We start from the raw sequence: 14,617 nt of genomic DNA, 5'->3' as shown, positions 1-14,617 counted from the left end.
CCAACACGGCTAAGGGTGAAATGTTATGTATCGGGACTGCCACTCATCCAAAGGATGACCAATCGGTAGTCCTCGGCACTGCAGTCCATGCACAATCCACGCGGCGGCATAGCCTTGAAACCCTGGGTAACATGCGCCACCAGTACATCCACACCTCGCGCCAGCCTCGGTTCCCAGGCCGCCGCATCGCCCTTCCTGGGGGCCTGTGGCAGCTGACCGGCGTGACAGGCCGCACATGTGCGGTTGTACAACGCCTCGGGATCCTGTGTAGCCTGTGCGCTGAAAAACGGCTGGAACATACCGACCGCCAGCAGCCATTTCGCCATGCGGAACGACCTGACAGGGTTGGGGGCCGCGCTGCGTTCTGATGCGCGAGCTAGTGATCGACACCCCATGCTCGTCCTCCTTCGCTGGGAGAATGAGCACACAAAAACTGGGGCATTATATACTTCCGCCCTCCAAACGGAAACGCGGCCTGGATCAGGCAACACCCACATCGGATATCCCATGCAAGTCAAGAACCCCATCCTCGGCCTCTGCCAGAAAGCCAAATTCGCCCTCAGCGCTGCCAAGGTCGAACAATGCCCGGAAGACCAGGGCTACGAGGTGGCTTTCGCCGGCCGCTCCAACGCCGGTAAGTCCAGCGCCCTCAATACCCTGACCCATGCCAGCCTGGCGCGTACCTCCAAGACCCCGGGGCGCACCCAGCTGTTGAATTTCTTCAGTCTGGACGATGAACGGCGTTTGGTCGACCTGCCAGGTTACGGTTATGCGAAAGTGCCGATTCCGCTCAAGCAGCACTGGCAGAAACACCTGGAGGCCTACCTGGGCGGGCGCGAGTGCCTGCGCGGCGTGATCCTGCTGATGGACGTGCGCCACCCCATGACCGACTTCGACAAGATGATGCTCGACTGGGCCAAGGCCAGCGGCATGCCCATGCACATCCTGCTGACCAAGGCCGACAAGCTCACTCACGGCGCGGGCAAGAACACCCTGCTCAAGGTGCAGTCGGAAATTCGCAAGGGCTGGGGCGACGCGGCGTCCATCCAGCTGTTTTCGGCACCCAAGCGCCAGGGGCTGGAAGAGGCCTATCGGGTCTTGGCGCACTGGATGGAGCTGGAAGACAAGCCGGTGGCTTGAAGATCCACCTGCACGCTGTGGCGGCGGGCTGATCCGCTGCCGCAGGCTTCTCCAGCAGCCATGAGGCAAATTCCGGGCAAAAAAAACCCCGGACTTCATATGGGGAGGGGGAAGTTCGGGGTCCAAGTCCGGACCGCTAGGGCGGGGTCCAGATATCTGCCAACACTTAACACAACATAGGAGCATCGAAAGGCTTCACCAGCCATTCAGTTACTTTGAGTTCCGGTTCACCGGTTTAGTTCCGAAGCCTTGAAAACTATTTGCGATAGTTTCATGAAACTTCAGAATCGGGGGCGAGGAGCCCACCCTGCGGATCCGCGACACTACGCCACAGATCCTACTCCTCTTCGCCACGCCGTTTAGTGAGCTTCGTCCCAATTCGAACCAACGCCGACCTCGACCAACAGCGGCACATCGAGCTGCGCGGCGTTGCTCATGTAGGGGCGAATTTCGGCCTTCACCTGTTCGACCAGGTCTTCACGCACCTCCAGCACCAGTTCGTCGTGCACCTGCAGGATCACCCGTGCATCCAGGCCACTGTCGTTCAGCCAGTTGTCTACCGCGACCATGGCGCGCTTGACGATATCGGCCGCGGTGCCCTGCATCGGCGCGTTGATCGCGGTGCGTTCGGCGCCTTTGCGCAGGGCCGGGTTCTTCGCATTGATGTCCGGCAGATACAGGCGCCGCCCGAACAGCGTCTCGACGAAGCCTTGCTCGGCGGCCTGGGTGCGGGTGCGCTCCATGTAGGCCAGCACGCCGGGATAGCGGGCGAAGTAACGGTCGATGTAGTCCTGCGACTGCTTGCGGTCGACGCCGATCTGCTTCGCCAGACCGAAGGCGCTCATGCCGTAGATCAAGCCGAAGTTGATGGCCTTGGCGCTGCGGCGCTGGTCGTTGGTAACCGCCTCCAGCGCCACACCGAATACCTCCGCGGCCGTTGCGCGGTGCACATCGAGGTCATTGCGGAAGGCATGCAGCAGGCCTTCATCCTTGGCCAGGTGGGCCATGATGCGCAGTTCGATCTGCGAGTAGTCCGCGGCCAGCAGCTTGTAGCCGGGGCTGGCGACGAAGGCCTGGCGGATGCGTCGGCCTTCGGGAGTGCGTACCGGAATGTTCTGCAGGTTCGGGTCGCTGGACGACAAGCGCCCGGTGGCGGCCACCGCCTGCTGGTAGGAGGTGTGGATACGACCGGTACGCGGGTTGATCTGCTCCGGCAGCTTGTCGGTGTAGGTACTCTTGAGCTTGCTCAGCGAGCGGTATTCCATCAGCACCGTTGGCAGCGGATAGCCTTCGGCGGCCAGGTCCGCGAGCACGGCTTCGGCCGTGGAGGCCTGGCCCTTGGCGGTCTTGCTCAGTACCGGCATGCCCAGCTTGTCATAGAGGATCACCCCCAGCTGCTTGGGTGAGCCCAGATTGAACTCCTCGCCCGCCAGCTCGAACGCCCGACGTTCGAGCTCGGCCATCTTCACGCCCAGCTCACCGCTCTGCACCTTGAGCAGCGCAGCGTCGACCAGCGCGCCCTGGCGCTCGATCCTGGCCAGCACCGGCACCAGCGGCATCTCGATATCCATCAGCACCGGCTGCACGCTGGGGGTTTTCGCCAGGCGTGCCTGCAGTGCGTGGTGCAGGCGCAGGGTGATGTCGGCATCTTCCGCGGCGTACGGGCCAGCCTTGTCCAGATGGATCTGGTTGAAGGTCAACTGCTTGGCGCCCTTGCCAGCAATATCCTCGAACGCAATGGTGCTGTGGTCGAGGTATTTCTGCGCAAGGCTGTCCATGTCGTGACGCGTAGCAGTAGAGTCGAGCACATAGGACTCGAGCATGGTGTCATAGGCCACGCCGCGCATCTGGATCGGCAGCGAAGCGTTGGCCAGGATATTGATGTCGTACTTGGCGTTCTGCCCGACCTTGGCCTTGGCCGGGTCTTCCAGCAGCGGCTTGAGCGCCGTTAGCACCGCGTCGCGGTCCAGCTGCGTAGGAGCACCTTCGTAGTCGTGGGCCAGCGGCACATAGGCCGCTTCATGGGGCTCGACCGCGAACGACAGGCCGACCAGCTCCGCACGCTGGGCATCCAGGCCGGTGGTCTCGGTGTCGAAGGCGAACAGCGGCGCCTGGCGCAGCTTCTCGAGCCAGACATCGAAGCGCGCCTGGTCGAGGATGGTTTCGTATTTCGCCTCGACCTGGGCAGCAGGCTCCTCGACCGGAGCAATGGTGTCACCCTCCCGGGCGGCGTCGCGCTGTACCTCGGCGATCCAGCTCTTGAACTCCATTTCGGTGTACAGCGCCAGCAATGCTTCGCGGTCCGGCTCGCCGCATATCAGGGCATCGACTTGGACATCCAGCTCGACATCGACCTTGATGGTCGCCAGCTCATACGACAGGAACGCCGCGTCGCGGTGCTCCTCGAGCTTGGCCGGCAGGGTCTTGGCGCCGCGAATGGCCAGGCCCGGAACCTTGTCGAGGTTCTCGTACAGGTCACGCAGACCGCCACCGATACCGGTCAACAGGCCCACTGCGGTCTTCTCGCCGACCCCCGGAACACCGGGGATGTTGTCGACCTTGTCACCCATCAGGGCCAGGAAGTCGATGATGTGCTCAGGGCCAACACCAAACTTCTCGTGCACGCCTGCCACGTCGAGCACCGTGCCGGTCATGGTGTTGACCAGGGTGATGTGGCCGTCTACCAGTTGCGCCATGTCCTTGTCGCCGGTCGAGATGATGACCGGACGCCCGGCTGCCGCACTGCTACGGGCCAGGGTACCGATCACGTCGTCGGCCTCGACACCCTCGACGCACAGCAATGGGTAGCCCAGGGCCCTGACGCTGGCGTGCAACGGTTCGACCTGCACACGCAGATCGTCGGGCATGCTCGGGCGGTTGGCCTTGTACTCGGCGAACATGGCGTCGCGGAAAGTGCCGCCCTTGGCGTCGAAGACCACCGCGAACAGGCTGTCCGGGTACTGCTTGCGCAAGCTCTTGAGCATGTTCAACACGCCCTTGACCGCGCCGGTGGGCATGCCTTTGGAGGTGGTCAGCGGCGGCAGGGCGTGAAAGGCGCGGTAGAGGTAGGACGAACCGTCCACCAGGACGAGAGGCGCTTGGCTCATGAGGAGAATCAACCTTTTCGACGGGTCCGGAGCTAGAATAGCCGGATCAGTGACGACAAAAGGACTTAGGTTATCATGCGTACACCCATTCGCCTGTTACTGCTCAGCCTGCTGGCCACCATGCCGGTCGTTACGCTGGCGGCGGACGACGCCCCATCGGCAGATCCCGATGTGACCATTCGCACGGAAGGCGACAGAACCATCCAGGAGTACCGTCAGAACGGTTTCCTGTATGCGATCAAGATCACGCCGAAAAACGGCAAGCCTTATTTCCTGGTACGCGCCGATGGCTCCGATGGCAATTTCATTCGATCCGACCAGCCGGACATGCTGATTCCGTCCTGGAAAATCTTCGAATGGTAAGCTAGTAACGCGTATCGTTCTTATCAACCAGGCACCTCCTCCAGGAGGTGCCCGTATGGGCAACTTTTCAACATGTCAGTCTTCACCCCTGTGTCCCGGCCTGAGCTGGAAACCTTTCTGGCGCCGTACGAGCTGGGCCGTCTGCTCGACTTCCAGGGCATTGCCGCCGGAACCGAAAACAGCAATTTCTTCGTAAGCCTGGAAAAAGGGGAATTCGTCCTGACGCTGATCGAGCGGGGGCCGGCCGAAGACATGCCGTTCTTCATCGAACTGCTCGACGTCCTGCATGACGCCGACATGCCCGTTCCCTACGCTGTGCGCGATCGCGACGGCAAGGGCCTGCGCGAACTGTGCGGCAAGCCGGCACTGCTGCAGCCACGGCTGTCGGGCAAGCACGTCAAGGCACCGAACAACCAGCACTGCGCCCAGGTTGGCGAGCTGTTGGCGCATATCCACCTGGCGACCCGCGAGCGCATCATCGAGCGCCGAACCGATCGGGGCCTGGACTGGATGCTGGCCTCAGGCGCCGACCTGCTGCCGGGCCTGAGCACCGAACAGGCGCAGCTGCTGCAACCCGCACTGGACGAAATCGCCGCGCACAAGGCGCAGATCCTGGCACTGCCCAGGGCCAACCTGCACGCCGACCTGTTCCGCGACAACGTGATGTTCGAAGGCACCCACCTGACCGGGCTGATCGATTTCTACAACGCCTGCTCCGGGCCGATGCTGTATGACATCGCCATCACCATCAACGACTGGTGCCTGGACGCCGACGGCGGCATCGATCTGCCGCGCGCCCAGGCGCTGCTGGGGGCGTACGCGGCGCTGCGGCCGTTCACTGCGGCCGAGGCAGCGCTGTGGCAGGTGATGCTGCGCGTGGGTTGCGTACGCTTCTGGCTGTCGCGCCTGATCGCGGCGCGGGACTTCGCCGGCATGGACGTGACGATCCATGATCCGAGCGAGTTCGAGGTGCGTTTGGTGCAGCGTCAGCAGGTGGCTTTGAAGTTGCCGTTTGCGCTGTAAGCGCCGCGGCCCTATCGCGGGACAAGTCGCAGCGGCGAACCGCCGCTCCCACAGGCACGGCACTGAACCCAGAATCAGCGCCGTACCTGTGGGAGCGACGGTTCGCCGCTGCGACTTGCCCCGCGATAGGGCCGGGTCAGCCGCTAGAGATGCTCCAGGCAACCCACCAGGTCGTTGCCCAGCTTCTCCAGCAAACGCTCGTAGCCCTTGCCATCCACCGGATCGTTCCCACCCAGTGCATCCAGCTCCGCCAAGGTCACCGGCAGCCCGGCCACCAGTGTTTCGGCCAGGCGCGGGCGGATCGGCGGCTCGCTGAACACGCAGGTCGGGCCAACTTCCTGCAGACGCTTGCGCATGGCCGCGACATGCTGGGCACCCGGCTGCACTTCGGCGGCGACGCTGAACACGCCGGTATGACGCAGCCCGTACTCGGCTTCGAAATAGTCGAACGCTTCGTGGAACACGAAGTAAGGCTTGCCGGCAATGCCAGCCACACGGGCCTTGATCCGCTGGTCGAGCGCGTCCAGGCGCTCGACGAAGGCCTTCTGGTTGGCCTGATAGCGCGCCGCATTGGCCGGATCCGCCGCCGCCAGGTCGCCGGCCATTTTCGCCGAAATCACCCGGGCATTGACCGATGACAGCCACAGGTGCGCATCGAGCGATCCCGGCTGGTGGTCATGGTCGTGATCGTCGTGGTCTTCTTCATGCGAGTGGCTGTCCTCGCCAAAACGACGCAGCTTCATGTCCGCCAACGTCTGCACGGCGATGGTCGGCTTGCTGCGGTTTTTCAGCACGCGCGGCAGGAAGCTCTCCATGTCCGGGCCAATCCAGTACAGCAGGTCGGCATCGCCCACCTTCCGTACGTCGGACGGGCGCAAGGCGTAGTTGTGCGGCGAGGCGCCGGGCGGCAGCAGCACTTCGGGGCTGCCAACACCGTCCTGAACCGCGGCAGCGATCTGCTGCAGGGGCTTGATGCTGGTCAGCACACGCACGTCGGCCTGGGCCGAGAAGGTGATGAAAGCGACAAAGAGAGCAAGGAATCGGGACACAGTGGATACTCGGCTCGTCAGAAACAGGTAACATAATAACGTCTCCATCGATAACCGTCGCCGCCCATGTCAATCACGCCGCTGGCTCACCGTCCCCACGATCATTCCCATTGCGTCCACAGCGCCTTGGCCGAAGCCGACGCCCTGTGCGTCCGCCAGGGTCTGCGCCTGACCGCGCTGCGCCGCCGTGTGCTGGAGCTGGTGTGGCAAAGCCACAAACCGCTGGGCGCCTACGACATCCTCGCCGTGCTCAGCGAACAGGACGGCCGCCGCGCCGCACCACCGACCGTGTACCGCGCCCTGGACTTCCTGCTCGAAAACGGCCTGGTGCACCGCATCGCCTCGCTCAACGCCTTCATCGGCTGCAGCCACCCTGAACACAAGCACCAAGGCCAGTTCCTGATCTGCCGCGAATGCCACGTGGCCATCGAACTGGAGCAGGAGAGCATCAGCGGCGCCATCGTCGCCAGTGCCAAGGCCGTGGGCTTTGCCGTCGACACCCAGACCGTCGAAGTGGTCGGCCTTTGCAGTAACTGCCGGAGCGCCGCATGAGCGACGCGCTGATCCGCCTGGAGCAGGTCGGCGTCACCTTTGGCGGCGAAGCGGTGCTCGACAGCATCGACCTGTCGGTCGCACCACGCCAGATCGTCACCCTGATCGGCCCCAACGGTGCTGGCAAGACCACACTTGTGCGCGCCGTGCTCGGTCTGCTCAAGCCGAACAGTGGCAAGGTCTGGCGCAAGCCGCGCCTGCGCATCGGCTACATGCCGCAGAAGATCCAGGTAGACGCCACCCTGCCGCTGTCGGTACTGCGTTTCCTGCGCCTGGTACCGGGCGTGGATCGCGCCGCGGCGTTGTCGGCATTGCAGGAGGTGGGCGCCGAACACGTCATCGACAGCCCGATCCAGACGGTCTCCGGGGGCGAGATGCAACGGGTATTGCTGGCGCGGGCGCTGCTGCGCGAGCCTGAACTGCTGGTGCTCGACGAACCGGTACAGGGCGTCGACGTGGTTGGCCAGACCGAGCTGTACAACCTCATCACCCGCCTGCGCGACCGCCATGGCTGCGGTGTGCTGATGGTCTCCCACGACCTGCACCTGGTGATGAGCGCCACCGACCAAGTGGTCTGCCTGAACCGCCATGTGTGCTGCTCCGGGCACCCGGAGCAGGTCAGCAACGACCCGGCCTTCGTCGAGCTGTTCGGCCAGAATGCTCCAAGCCTTGCGGTCTACCACCACCATCATGATCACAGCCACGATCTGCACGGCGCGGTGATCGCCCCTGGCGCCCATGTTCACGGAGAGCACTGCAAGCATGGCTGATTTTCTTCTGTACGCCTTGCTTGCCGGTCTTTCCCTGGCGCTGGTGGCCGGCCCACTGGGCTCCTTCGTGGTCTGGCGGCGCATGGCCTATTTCGGCGACACCTTGTCCCATGCCGCGCTGCTGGGCGTGGCGCTGGGCTTCGTGCTGGACGTCAGTCCCACGCTCGCGGTAACGGTCGGCTGCCTGCTGCTGGCGATCCTGCTAGTGACCCTGCAACAGCGTCAGCCGCTGGCCTCCGACACCCTGCTCGGCATCCTCGCACCCAGCACCCTGTCGCTTGGACTGGTGGTGCTGAGCTTCATGCACGATGTGCGCATCGACCTGATGGCCTACCTGTTCGGTGATCTGCTGGCGATCAGTACCACCGACCTTTCATGGATTCTCGGCGGCAGTGTGTTGGTGCTGGGCTTGCTCGCGGTGCTCTGGCGCCCGCTGCTGGCAATCACCGTGCACGAGGAGCTGGCGATGGTCGAGGGCCTGCCAGTGGCGGCCCTGCGCATGGCGCTGATGCTGCTGATCGCGGTGGTGATCGCAGTGGCGATGAAGATCGTCGGCGTGCTGCTGATCACCTCGCTGCTGATCATCCCGGCCGCTGCGGCACAGCGTCACGCGCGCTCGCCCGAGCAGATGGCCCTGGGCGCCAGCTTGCTGGGCGTGGCAGCGGTTTGCGGGGGGCTGGCGATGTCCTGGTTCAAGGATACGCCTGCTGGTCCATCGATCGTGGTCTGTGCCGCAGTGCTATTCTTGCTGAGCCTGGCATTGCCCAAGCGCTGAAATTTCAGGGTGCGCATTGACGCACCCTGCAACCTTTGCGCCCGTAAAGGGTCTGTAAGACTTGTTTTCGAGCGTGCGCACCTGGGTGTAGACTTGCTCGCTTTTTGCGCAAATAGAGAGTCGCAGGAATGAAGCCGTTCGCCTCCCGTTATCTGCTTGTTGCCGCGTTTTCCCTGTTCCTGGCCGCCTGTTCCAGTGCCCCGGTCGAGCAGCCGGTCGCGCCTGCGCAGCCGGACGCCTGGCAGCAGTTGCAACAGAACATCGCCAGCAACGAGCTGGCCACTGCCGAAGACCAGCTCGCCAGCCTGCAGGCACAGTCGCCGAACGATGCGCGTATCGAGCAATACCAGCGCCAGATCGCCGAAGCCTACCTGCAACGCAGCCAGATCGTCCTGCAGAAAGGCGACGTCAATGCGGCCGCCACTGCGCTGGCCCGCGCCCGTGCACTGATGCCCCAGGCACCAGCGCTGACCGGCGGTGATGCCGTCGCCCATGCTCGCCAGGCCGAGCTGGACAAGGCTGAAGCCGCGCTGAAGGCTGCAGAATCCAAGCCACAGGCACGGGTCATCGACCCGGCGGCACCGAGCACGGTGATTGCACTGAAAACCACGGATATTGCAGCCATGCGCAAGCAACTGGATAACATCGCCGCCGATGTGGTGAATTACCAGTGCGAAGTGGTGTTCCAGGTGCCACGCACTCAGGATGCGCCGTGGCTCAAGACCCTGCTGCAGAAGCGGGTGACGCGGATCGATGCGGACTTTGCGCTGAAGCAGAAGCACGAGATCCAGCGGGCATTGCCAGCACAGGTGGTGCTGGTGCCGCATCAGCGCTGAAACAGCGTCGACATCTTCGCGGGTAAACCCGCTCCCACAGATGCGTACATAACCTGTGGGAGCGGGTTTACCCGCGAACAGATGCTACGGCATCAAGCCGGAATCGCTTCTGCAGCCGCCTCCCGTTCCCATACCCGGTGCCCTTCGACCGCCTTCACAAAGGCTTCCACGGTCTTCTGGTCATCCCCAAGCAGCAACCCCTTGTCCTCCTTGAGCCCCAGCGCCCCCAGGAGCGCCTTGCCATCATTGGCCAGAGCGATCGCCTTGAGGTGCTTGTAGCCCTCGAGCAGGAAGTGCTTGGCCACACCGCTGCCCGCCAGTGCATCCAGCGAGGCCTTGCCAGCGGGCACCAGGATCCCGTCGAACATGACCGAAGGCATGCCCTCCATCGACGCATCCACCGCCAGCGCCTTGCCGCCAGAGGTCTTCACCGGCGCCGAGGTTGGCCCCAGCAGCATGGGACGTGCGCTGTGGGCCTCCAGCGCCTTGACCAACCTGTCGACGCTTTCGTCATCCACGCCATTGGCCACCAGCAACGCGATCTTGCGCCCCTTGATGCCCACATCGCCGGGATGATTCATCTGGCTCAGGGCCGGCGACGCCTTGAGTTTCGACTCCTTACCCTTGACCGTCCCGCTCTTGGGCGCCGGCAAACCAAGATTCTGCGCGACCGCCGCCGCAAGCTTCAGGTCGATATTGGCCAGAATCTCATTAACCTCTCGCGCACGAATATGCTCGCGCTCGACCTTGCCCAGTTCGAAGCTGTAGGCCTTGATGATGTGCTGTTGTTCGGTGTCGCTCATGCTGTGGAAGAACAGCCGGGCTTGCGAGAAGTGATCGCCGAACGACTCGCTGCGCTGGCGGATCTTGTGCGCGTCGACGCGCTCCTGGTAGCTCTCGAAGCCACCGTCCTGCGGCGCTGCTGGGGTTTCTATCGGCCAGCCAGCATCGATCGAGTTGGGCTCGTAGGCGGCGCGGCCCTTGTGAATGGTGTGACGGTGCATGGCATCGCGCTGATTGTTGTCATTGCGCGCCACCGGCCGGTTGATCGGGATCTCGTGGAAGTTCGGCCCACCCAGGCGGCTGATCTGCGTGTCGGTGTAAGAGAACAGCCGGCCTTGCAGCAGCGGGTCATTGGTGAAGTCGATGCCCGGCACGATATGCCCCGGGCAAAAGGCGATCTGTTCGATTTCGGCGAAGAAGTTGTCCGGATTGCGGTTGAGCACCATCTTGCCCAGCGGCGTCACCGGCACCAGTTCTTCGGGGATTATCTTGGTCGGATCGAGCAAATCGAAGTCGAACTTGTGCTCGTCTTCCTCCGGCACGATCTGCACGCCCAGTTCCCACTCGGGATAGTCACCGGTCTCGATGGCCTCCCACAGATCGCGGCGATGGTAGTCGGTGTCCTTGCCCGCCAGCTTCTGCGCTTCGTCCCACAATACCGAGTGCACGCCCTGGCGCGGCTTCCAGTGGAACTTGACGAAATTGGCTACGCCCTCGGCGTTGATCAGCCGGAAGGTATGCACACCGAAGCCTTCCATCATCCGCAGGCTACGCGGAATGGCGCGGTCGGACATGGCCCACATCACCATGTGCGCCGACTCGGGCACCAGCGAAACGAAGTCCCAGAACGTATCGTGGGCCGAGCCGCCGGTAGGTATTTCGTTGTGCGGCTCAGGCTTCACCGCGTGGACGAAATCGGGAAACTTGATCGCATCCTGGATGAAGAACACCGGCATATTGTTGCCAACCAGATCGAAATTGCCTTCATCGGTATAGAACTTGACGGCAAATCCACGTACATCACGCACGGTATCACCTGAGCCACGCGGCCCCTGCACCGTGGAGAAACGTACGAACACCGGGGTGATCTTCTCGGCATCCTGCAGGAAGCCGGCCTTGGTCAGGGCGCTGTGATCGCCATAACTCTGGAAATAACCATGGGCACCGGTACCTCGGGCGTGCACGATGCGCTCCGGGATGCGCTCGTGGTCGAAGTGGGTGATCTTCTCGCGCATGATGAAGTCTTCGAGCAGCGAAGGCCCGCGCGCGCCCGCCTTGAGGGTGTTCTGATTGTCGGCGATACGTACGCCCTGGTTGGTACGCAACGCCTGGCCGGTGGCGTCGTTACGGTCCTGTTCGAGGCTTTGCAGCTTGGCATTGGTGTTGGCGCGGTCGGGCGTCTGGGTACCGGCCAGTTCGCTCTGCTTGGGCGCATCCGTCCTGTTGCTCGACATCTTGGCTCTCCTCATCAGTCTTCAGGCTGCCCGTTCGGGCTTGTTGAAGTAATGACTGGACCGTTTCGCCAAGCGTTCCATCGGGATTACCGGTTGTCGCGTTATGCCGGATCGATTGGTCGATTACGAAATAAATGCTAAGAACAACTATGGGAAAAGGCTAAAATGCGCCACCGCAGCTCACCGCTGCCCCCAATTTCCATGCGCCCCACAAGGTTCGCTACGTGATCGAGTTCCAACGTGTGCACAAGACCTACCGCGTCGCCGGTAGGGACATCCCCGCCCTGAATCCGACCAGCCTGACCATCGAAAATGGCCAGGTGTTCGGCCTGATCGGCCACTCCGGCGCTGGCAAGAGCACCATGCTGCGCCTGATCAACCGCCTCGAAGCGCCGTCCGGCGGCAAGATCATCGTCGACGGCGAAGACGTCACCGCCTTCGACGCCAACCAGCTGCGCCGCTTCCGCCAGCAGGTCGGCATGATCTTCCAGCACTTCAACCTGCTCGCCTCGAAAACCGTCGCAGACAACGTCGCCCTGCCACTGGTGCTGGCCGGCGAGCTGTCGCGCGCAGAGATCGACAAGCGCGTCAGCCAGTTGCTGGCCCGCGTCGGATTGTCGGACCACGCGAAAAAATACCCGGCACAACTGTCGGGCGGCCAGAAACAACGCGTGGGCATCGCCCGGGCGCTGTCGACCAACCCGAAGATCCTGCTGTGTGACGAAGCCACCAGCGCTCTCGACCCGCAGACCACCGCCTCGGTGCTGCAACTGTTGGCCGAGATCAACCGCGAGCTGAAGCTCACCATCGTGCTGATCACCCACGAGATGGATGTGATCCGCCGAGTCTGCGACCGCGTGGCGGTGATGGACGCCGGGGTGATCGTCGAGCAGGGGCCGGTGGCGGACGTGTTCCTGCACCCGCAACACCCGACCACCAAGCGCTTCGTCCAGGAAGACGAGCAGGTCGACGAAGGCGAGCAGCGCGACGACTTCGCCCACGTGCCGGGCCGCATCGTGCGCCTGACGTTCCAGGGCGACGCCACCTACGCGCCGCTGCTGGGTACCGTGGCCCGAGAGACCGGGGTGGACTACAGCATCCTGGCCGGCCGTATCGACCGCATCAAGGATGTCCCCTACGGGCAACTGACCCTCGCCGTCACCGGCGGCAACATCGACGCAGCGTTTGACCGCTTCAAGGCGGCTGACGTACACATGGAGGTCCTGCGCTGATGGACGCCCTGAATTTCTTCGCCAACGTCGACTGGGCCGAGATTTCCCTCGCCACCGGCGACACCCTGATCATGTTGTTCGGCTCGCTGCTGTTCACGGTGCTGCTCGGCCTGCCACTGGGCGTGCTGCTGTTCCTCTGCGGGCCCCGGCAGATGTTCGAGCAGAAGGGCGTCTACGCGCTGCTGTCGCTGATCGTCAACATCCTGCGGTCGCTGCCGTTCATCATCCTGTTGATCGTGATGATTCCGATCACCGTGCTGATCACCGGTACCTCGCTGGGCGTGGCCGGTGCCATTCCGCCACTGGTCGTGGGCGCCACGCCATTCTTCGCGCGCCTGGTCGAGACCGCACTGCGCGAGGTGGACCGCGGCATCATCGAAGCCACCCAGTCGATGGGCGCCACCACCCGCCAGATCATCACCAATGCCTTGCTGCCGGAGGCCCGTCCGGGCATCTTCGCGGCCATCACCGTCACCGCCATCACCCTGGTGTCCTACACCGCGATGGCCGGTGTGGTCGGCGCGGGCGGCCTCGGCGACCTGGCCATCCGCTTCGGCTACCAGCGTTTCCAGACCGACGTGATGATCGTCACGGTGGTACTGCTGTTGGTACTGGTGCAGATTCTGCAGAGCGTCGGCGACAAGCTGGTCGTACATTTTTCCCGTAAGTAAGCCTAACAGGGTCGGCCCGGCCGTCCCGTTCGGGGGCCGTCGCGGCCCTCACAAGGAGTGATCGATGAAAAAGCTGTTCGCTGTCGTCGCCGCCGTCGCGGCCTTCTCGGCCAATGCCGCCGAACCCCTGACCGTCGCCGCCACCCCGGTGCCGCACGCCGAGATCCTCAACTTCGTCAAACCACAGCTGGCGAAGGAAGGCGTGGAGCTGAAGGTCAAGGAGTTCACCGACTACATTCAACCGAACGTGCAGGTCGCGGAAAAACGCCTGGACGCCAACTTCTTCCAGCACCAGCCGTACCTGGATGAATTCAACAAGGCCAAGGGCACCAAGCTGGTCAGCGTTGCCGGCGTACACATCGAGCCGCTGGGCGTCTACTCGGCCAAGATCAAGAAGCTCGACGAACTGCCATCCGGCGCCACCGTGGTCATCCCCAATGACGCCACCAACGGCGGCCGCGCTCTGCTGCTGCTGGACAAGGCTGGCGTGATCAAGCTCAAGGACAACACCAACATCCTGTCCACCGTGAAGGATGTGGCTGAAAATCCGAAGGGCGTGAAGTTCCGCGAACTGGAAGCGGCCACCATCCCGCGCGTGCTGACCCAGGTCGATGCGGCGCTGATCAACACCAACTACGCCCTGGAAGCCAAGCTCAACCCTGAGAAGGACGCCCTGGCCATCGAAGGCAGCGACTCGCCGTACGTGAACATCCTGGTGACCCGTGAGGACAACAAGGACGCGGACGCGGTGAAGAAACTGGTGCAGGCGCTGCACTCGCCTGAGGTGAAGCAGTTCATCAACGAGAAGTACAAAGGCGCTGTGGTGCCGGCGTTCTAAGCCGAACTACACCGCTGGATTCTT

At 63.2% G+C, this 14,617-nt stretch carries 14 protein-coding genes; 10 read left to right on the top strand and 4 right to left on the bottom strand.

Annotation, left to right across the window (positions count from 1 at the left end):
* Positions 1–23: 23 nt before the first annotated feature.
* The gene (locus tag ACTYOL_RS00400; protein ID WP_054893352.1) at positions 24–326 is read right to left on the bottom strand and encodes a c-type cytochrome; all 303 of its coding nucleotides are present in this window, start codon (positions 324–326) and stop codon (positions 24–26) included.
* Between the two features lie 181 nt (positions 327–507).
* Here ACTYOL_RS00400 and yihA point away from each other — a divergent pair, with 181 nt between their 5' ends.
* Entirely contained in the window at positions 508–1,140 is a 633-nt protein-coding gene (gene yihA, locus ACTYOL_RS00395) for a ribosome biogenesis GTP-binding protein YihA/YsxC (RefSeq protein ID WP_153775016.1), read from the top strand.
* Positions 1,141–1,499: 359 nt separating this feature from the next.
* On the opposite strand, the gene polA is transcribed toward yihA, so the two are convergent.
* Positions 1,500–4,247 carry a DNA polymerase I gene (gene polA / locus ACTYOL_RS00390; protein ID WP_444757395.1) on the bottom strand — a complete coding sequence of 916 codons (2,748 nt, stop codon included), beginning with the start codon at positions 4,245–4,247 and terminating at the stop codon, positions 1,500–1,502.
* Positions 4,248–4,322: 75 nt separating this feature from the next.
* Here polA and ACTYOL_RS00385 point away from each other — a divergent pair, with 75 nt between their 5' ends.
* Both ACTYOL_RS00385 and ACTYOL_RS00380 read left to right on the top strand, forming a co-directional pair.
* On the top strand, positions 4,323–4,610 hold the full coding sequence (locus tag ACTYOL_RS00385) for a DUF2782 domain-containing protein (RefSeq protein WP_063542000.1): 288 nt from the start codon (positions 4,323–4,325) through the stop codon (positions 4,608–4,610).
* Positions 4,611–4,682: 72 nt separating this feature from the next.
* Positions 4,683–5,633, top strand: coding sequence for a homoserine kinase (locus ACTYOL_RS00380; RefSeq protein WP_153775018.1), 951 nt, complete (start codon positions 4,683–4,685; stop codon positions 5,631–5,633).
* A 143-nt stretch (positions 5,634–5,776) separates the two neighbouring features.
* On the opposite strand, the gene ACTYOL_RS00375 is transcribed toward ACTYOL_RS00380, so the two are convergent.
* Complete coding sequence (locus ACTYOL_RS00375; protein WP_232233486.1) at positions 5,777–6,730, bottom strand: zinc ABC transporter substrate-binding protein; 954 nt, start codon at positions 6,728–6,730, stop codon at positions 5,777–5,779.
* Positions 6,731–6,748: 18 nt separating this feature from the next.
* On the opposite strand from ACTYOL_RS00375, the gene zur reads away from it, so the two are divergent.
* The 4 genes from zur to ACTYOL_RS00355 all read left to right on the top strand — a co-directional run bounded on the left by zur (position 6,749) and on the right by ACTYOL_RS00355 (position 9,615).
* Positions 6,749–7,234 carry a zinc uptake transcriptional repressor Zur gene (zur, locus tag ACTYOL_RS00370; RefSeq protein ID WP_444757394.1) on the top strand — a complete coding sequence of 162 codons (486 nt, stop codon included), beginning with the start codon at positions 6,749–6,751 and terminating at the stop codon, positions 7,232–7,234.
* Positions 7,231–8,004 (top strand): zinc ABC transporter ATP-binding protein ZnuC, encoded by a 774-nt coding sequence (znuC, locus tag ACTYOL_RS00365; RefSeq protein ID WP_054893359.1) that lies wholly within the window; start codon positions 7,231–7,233, stop codon positions 8,002–8,004. The genes zur and znuC overlap by 4 nt, the downstream gene beginning before the upstream one ends.
* Positions 7,997–8,779 (top strand): zinc ABC transporter permease subunit ZnuB, encoded by a 783-nt coding sequence (gene znuB / locus ACTYOL_RS00360; protein WP_063541998.1) that lies wholly within the window; start codon positions 7,997–7,999, stop codon positions 8,777–8,779. Before znuC ends, znuB begins: the two co-directional genes overlap by 8 nt.
* Positions 8,780–8,907: 128 nt before the next feature.
* Complete coding sequence (locus tag ACTYOL_RS00355; RefSeq protein WP_153774339.1) at positions 8,908–9,615, top strand: PA5502 family lipoprotein; 708 nt, start codon at positions 8,908–8,910, stop codon at positions 9,613–9,615.
* A 92-nt stretch (positions 9,616–9,707) separates the two neighbouring features.
* On the opposite strand, the gene katE is transcribed toward ACTYOL_RS00355, so the two are convergent.
* The gene (gene katE, locus ACTYOL_RS00350; RefSeq protein WP_444757393.1) at positions 9,708–11,852 is read right to left on the bottom strand and encodes a catalase HPII; all 2,145 of its coding nucleotides are present in this window, start codon (positions 11,850–11,852) and stop codon (positions 9,708–9,710) included.
* A gap of 224 nt (positions 11,853–12,076) precedes the next feature.
* On the opposite strand from katE, the gene ACTYOL_RS00345 reads away from it, so the two are divergent.
* From ACTYOL_RS00345 to ACTYOL_RS00335, 3 genes are all read left to right on the top strand, one after another.
* Positions 12,077–13,084, top strand: a complete 1,008-nt coding sequence (locus ACTYOL_RS00345) for a methionine ABC transporter ATP-binding protein (protein ID WP_054893363.1) — start codon at positions 12,077–12,079, stop codon at positions 13,082–13,084.
* Positions 13,084–13,755: a methionine ABC transporter permease gene (locus tag ACTYOL_RS00340; RefSeq protein ID WP_054893364.1), complete on the top strand. Its 672-nt coding sequence runs from the start codon at positions 13,084–13,086 to the stop codon at positions 13,753–13,755. The genes ACTYOL_RS00345 and ACTYOL_RS00340 overlap by 1 nt, the downstream gene beginning before the upstream one ends.
* A gap of 64 nt (positions 13,756–13,819) precedes the next feature.
* Positions 13,820–14,593: a MetQ/NlpA family ABC transporter substrate-binding protein gene (locus tag ACTYOL_RS00335; RefSeq protein ID WP_444757392.1), complete on the top strand. Its 774-nt coding sequence runs from the start codon at positions 13,820–13,822 to the stop codon at positions 14,591–14,593.
* Positions 14,594–14,617: the final 24 nt, after the last annotated feature.

Source organism: Pseudomonas sp. A014 (assembly GCF_052378495.1).
Classification (GTDB): domain Bacteria; phylum Pseudomonadota; class Gammaproteobacteria; order Pseudomonadales; family Pseudomonadaceae; genus Aquipseudomonas; species Aquipseudomonas machongensis.
This window is presented reverse-complemented; position numbering and strand designations above follow the sequence as displayed.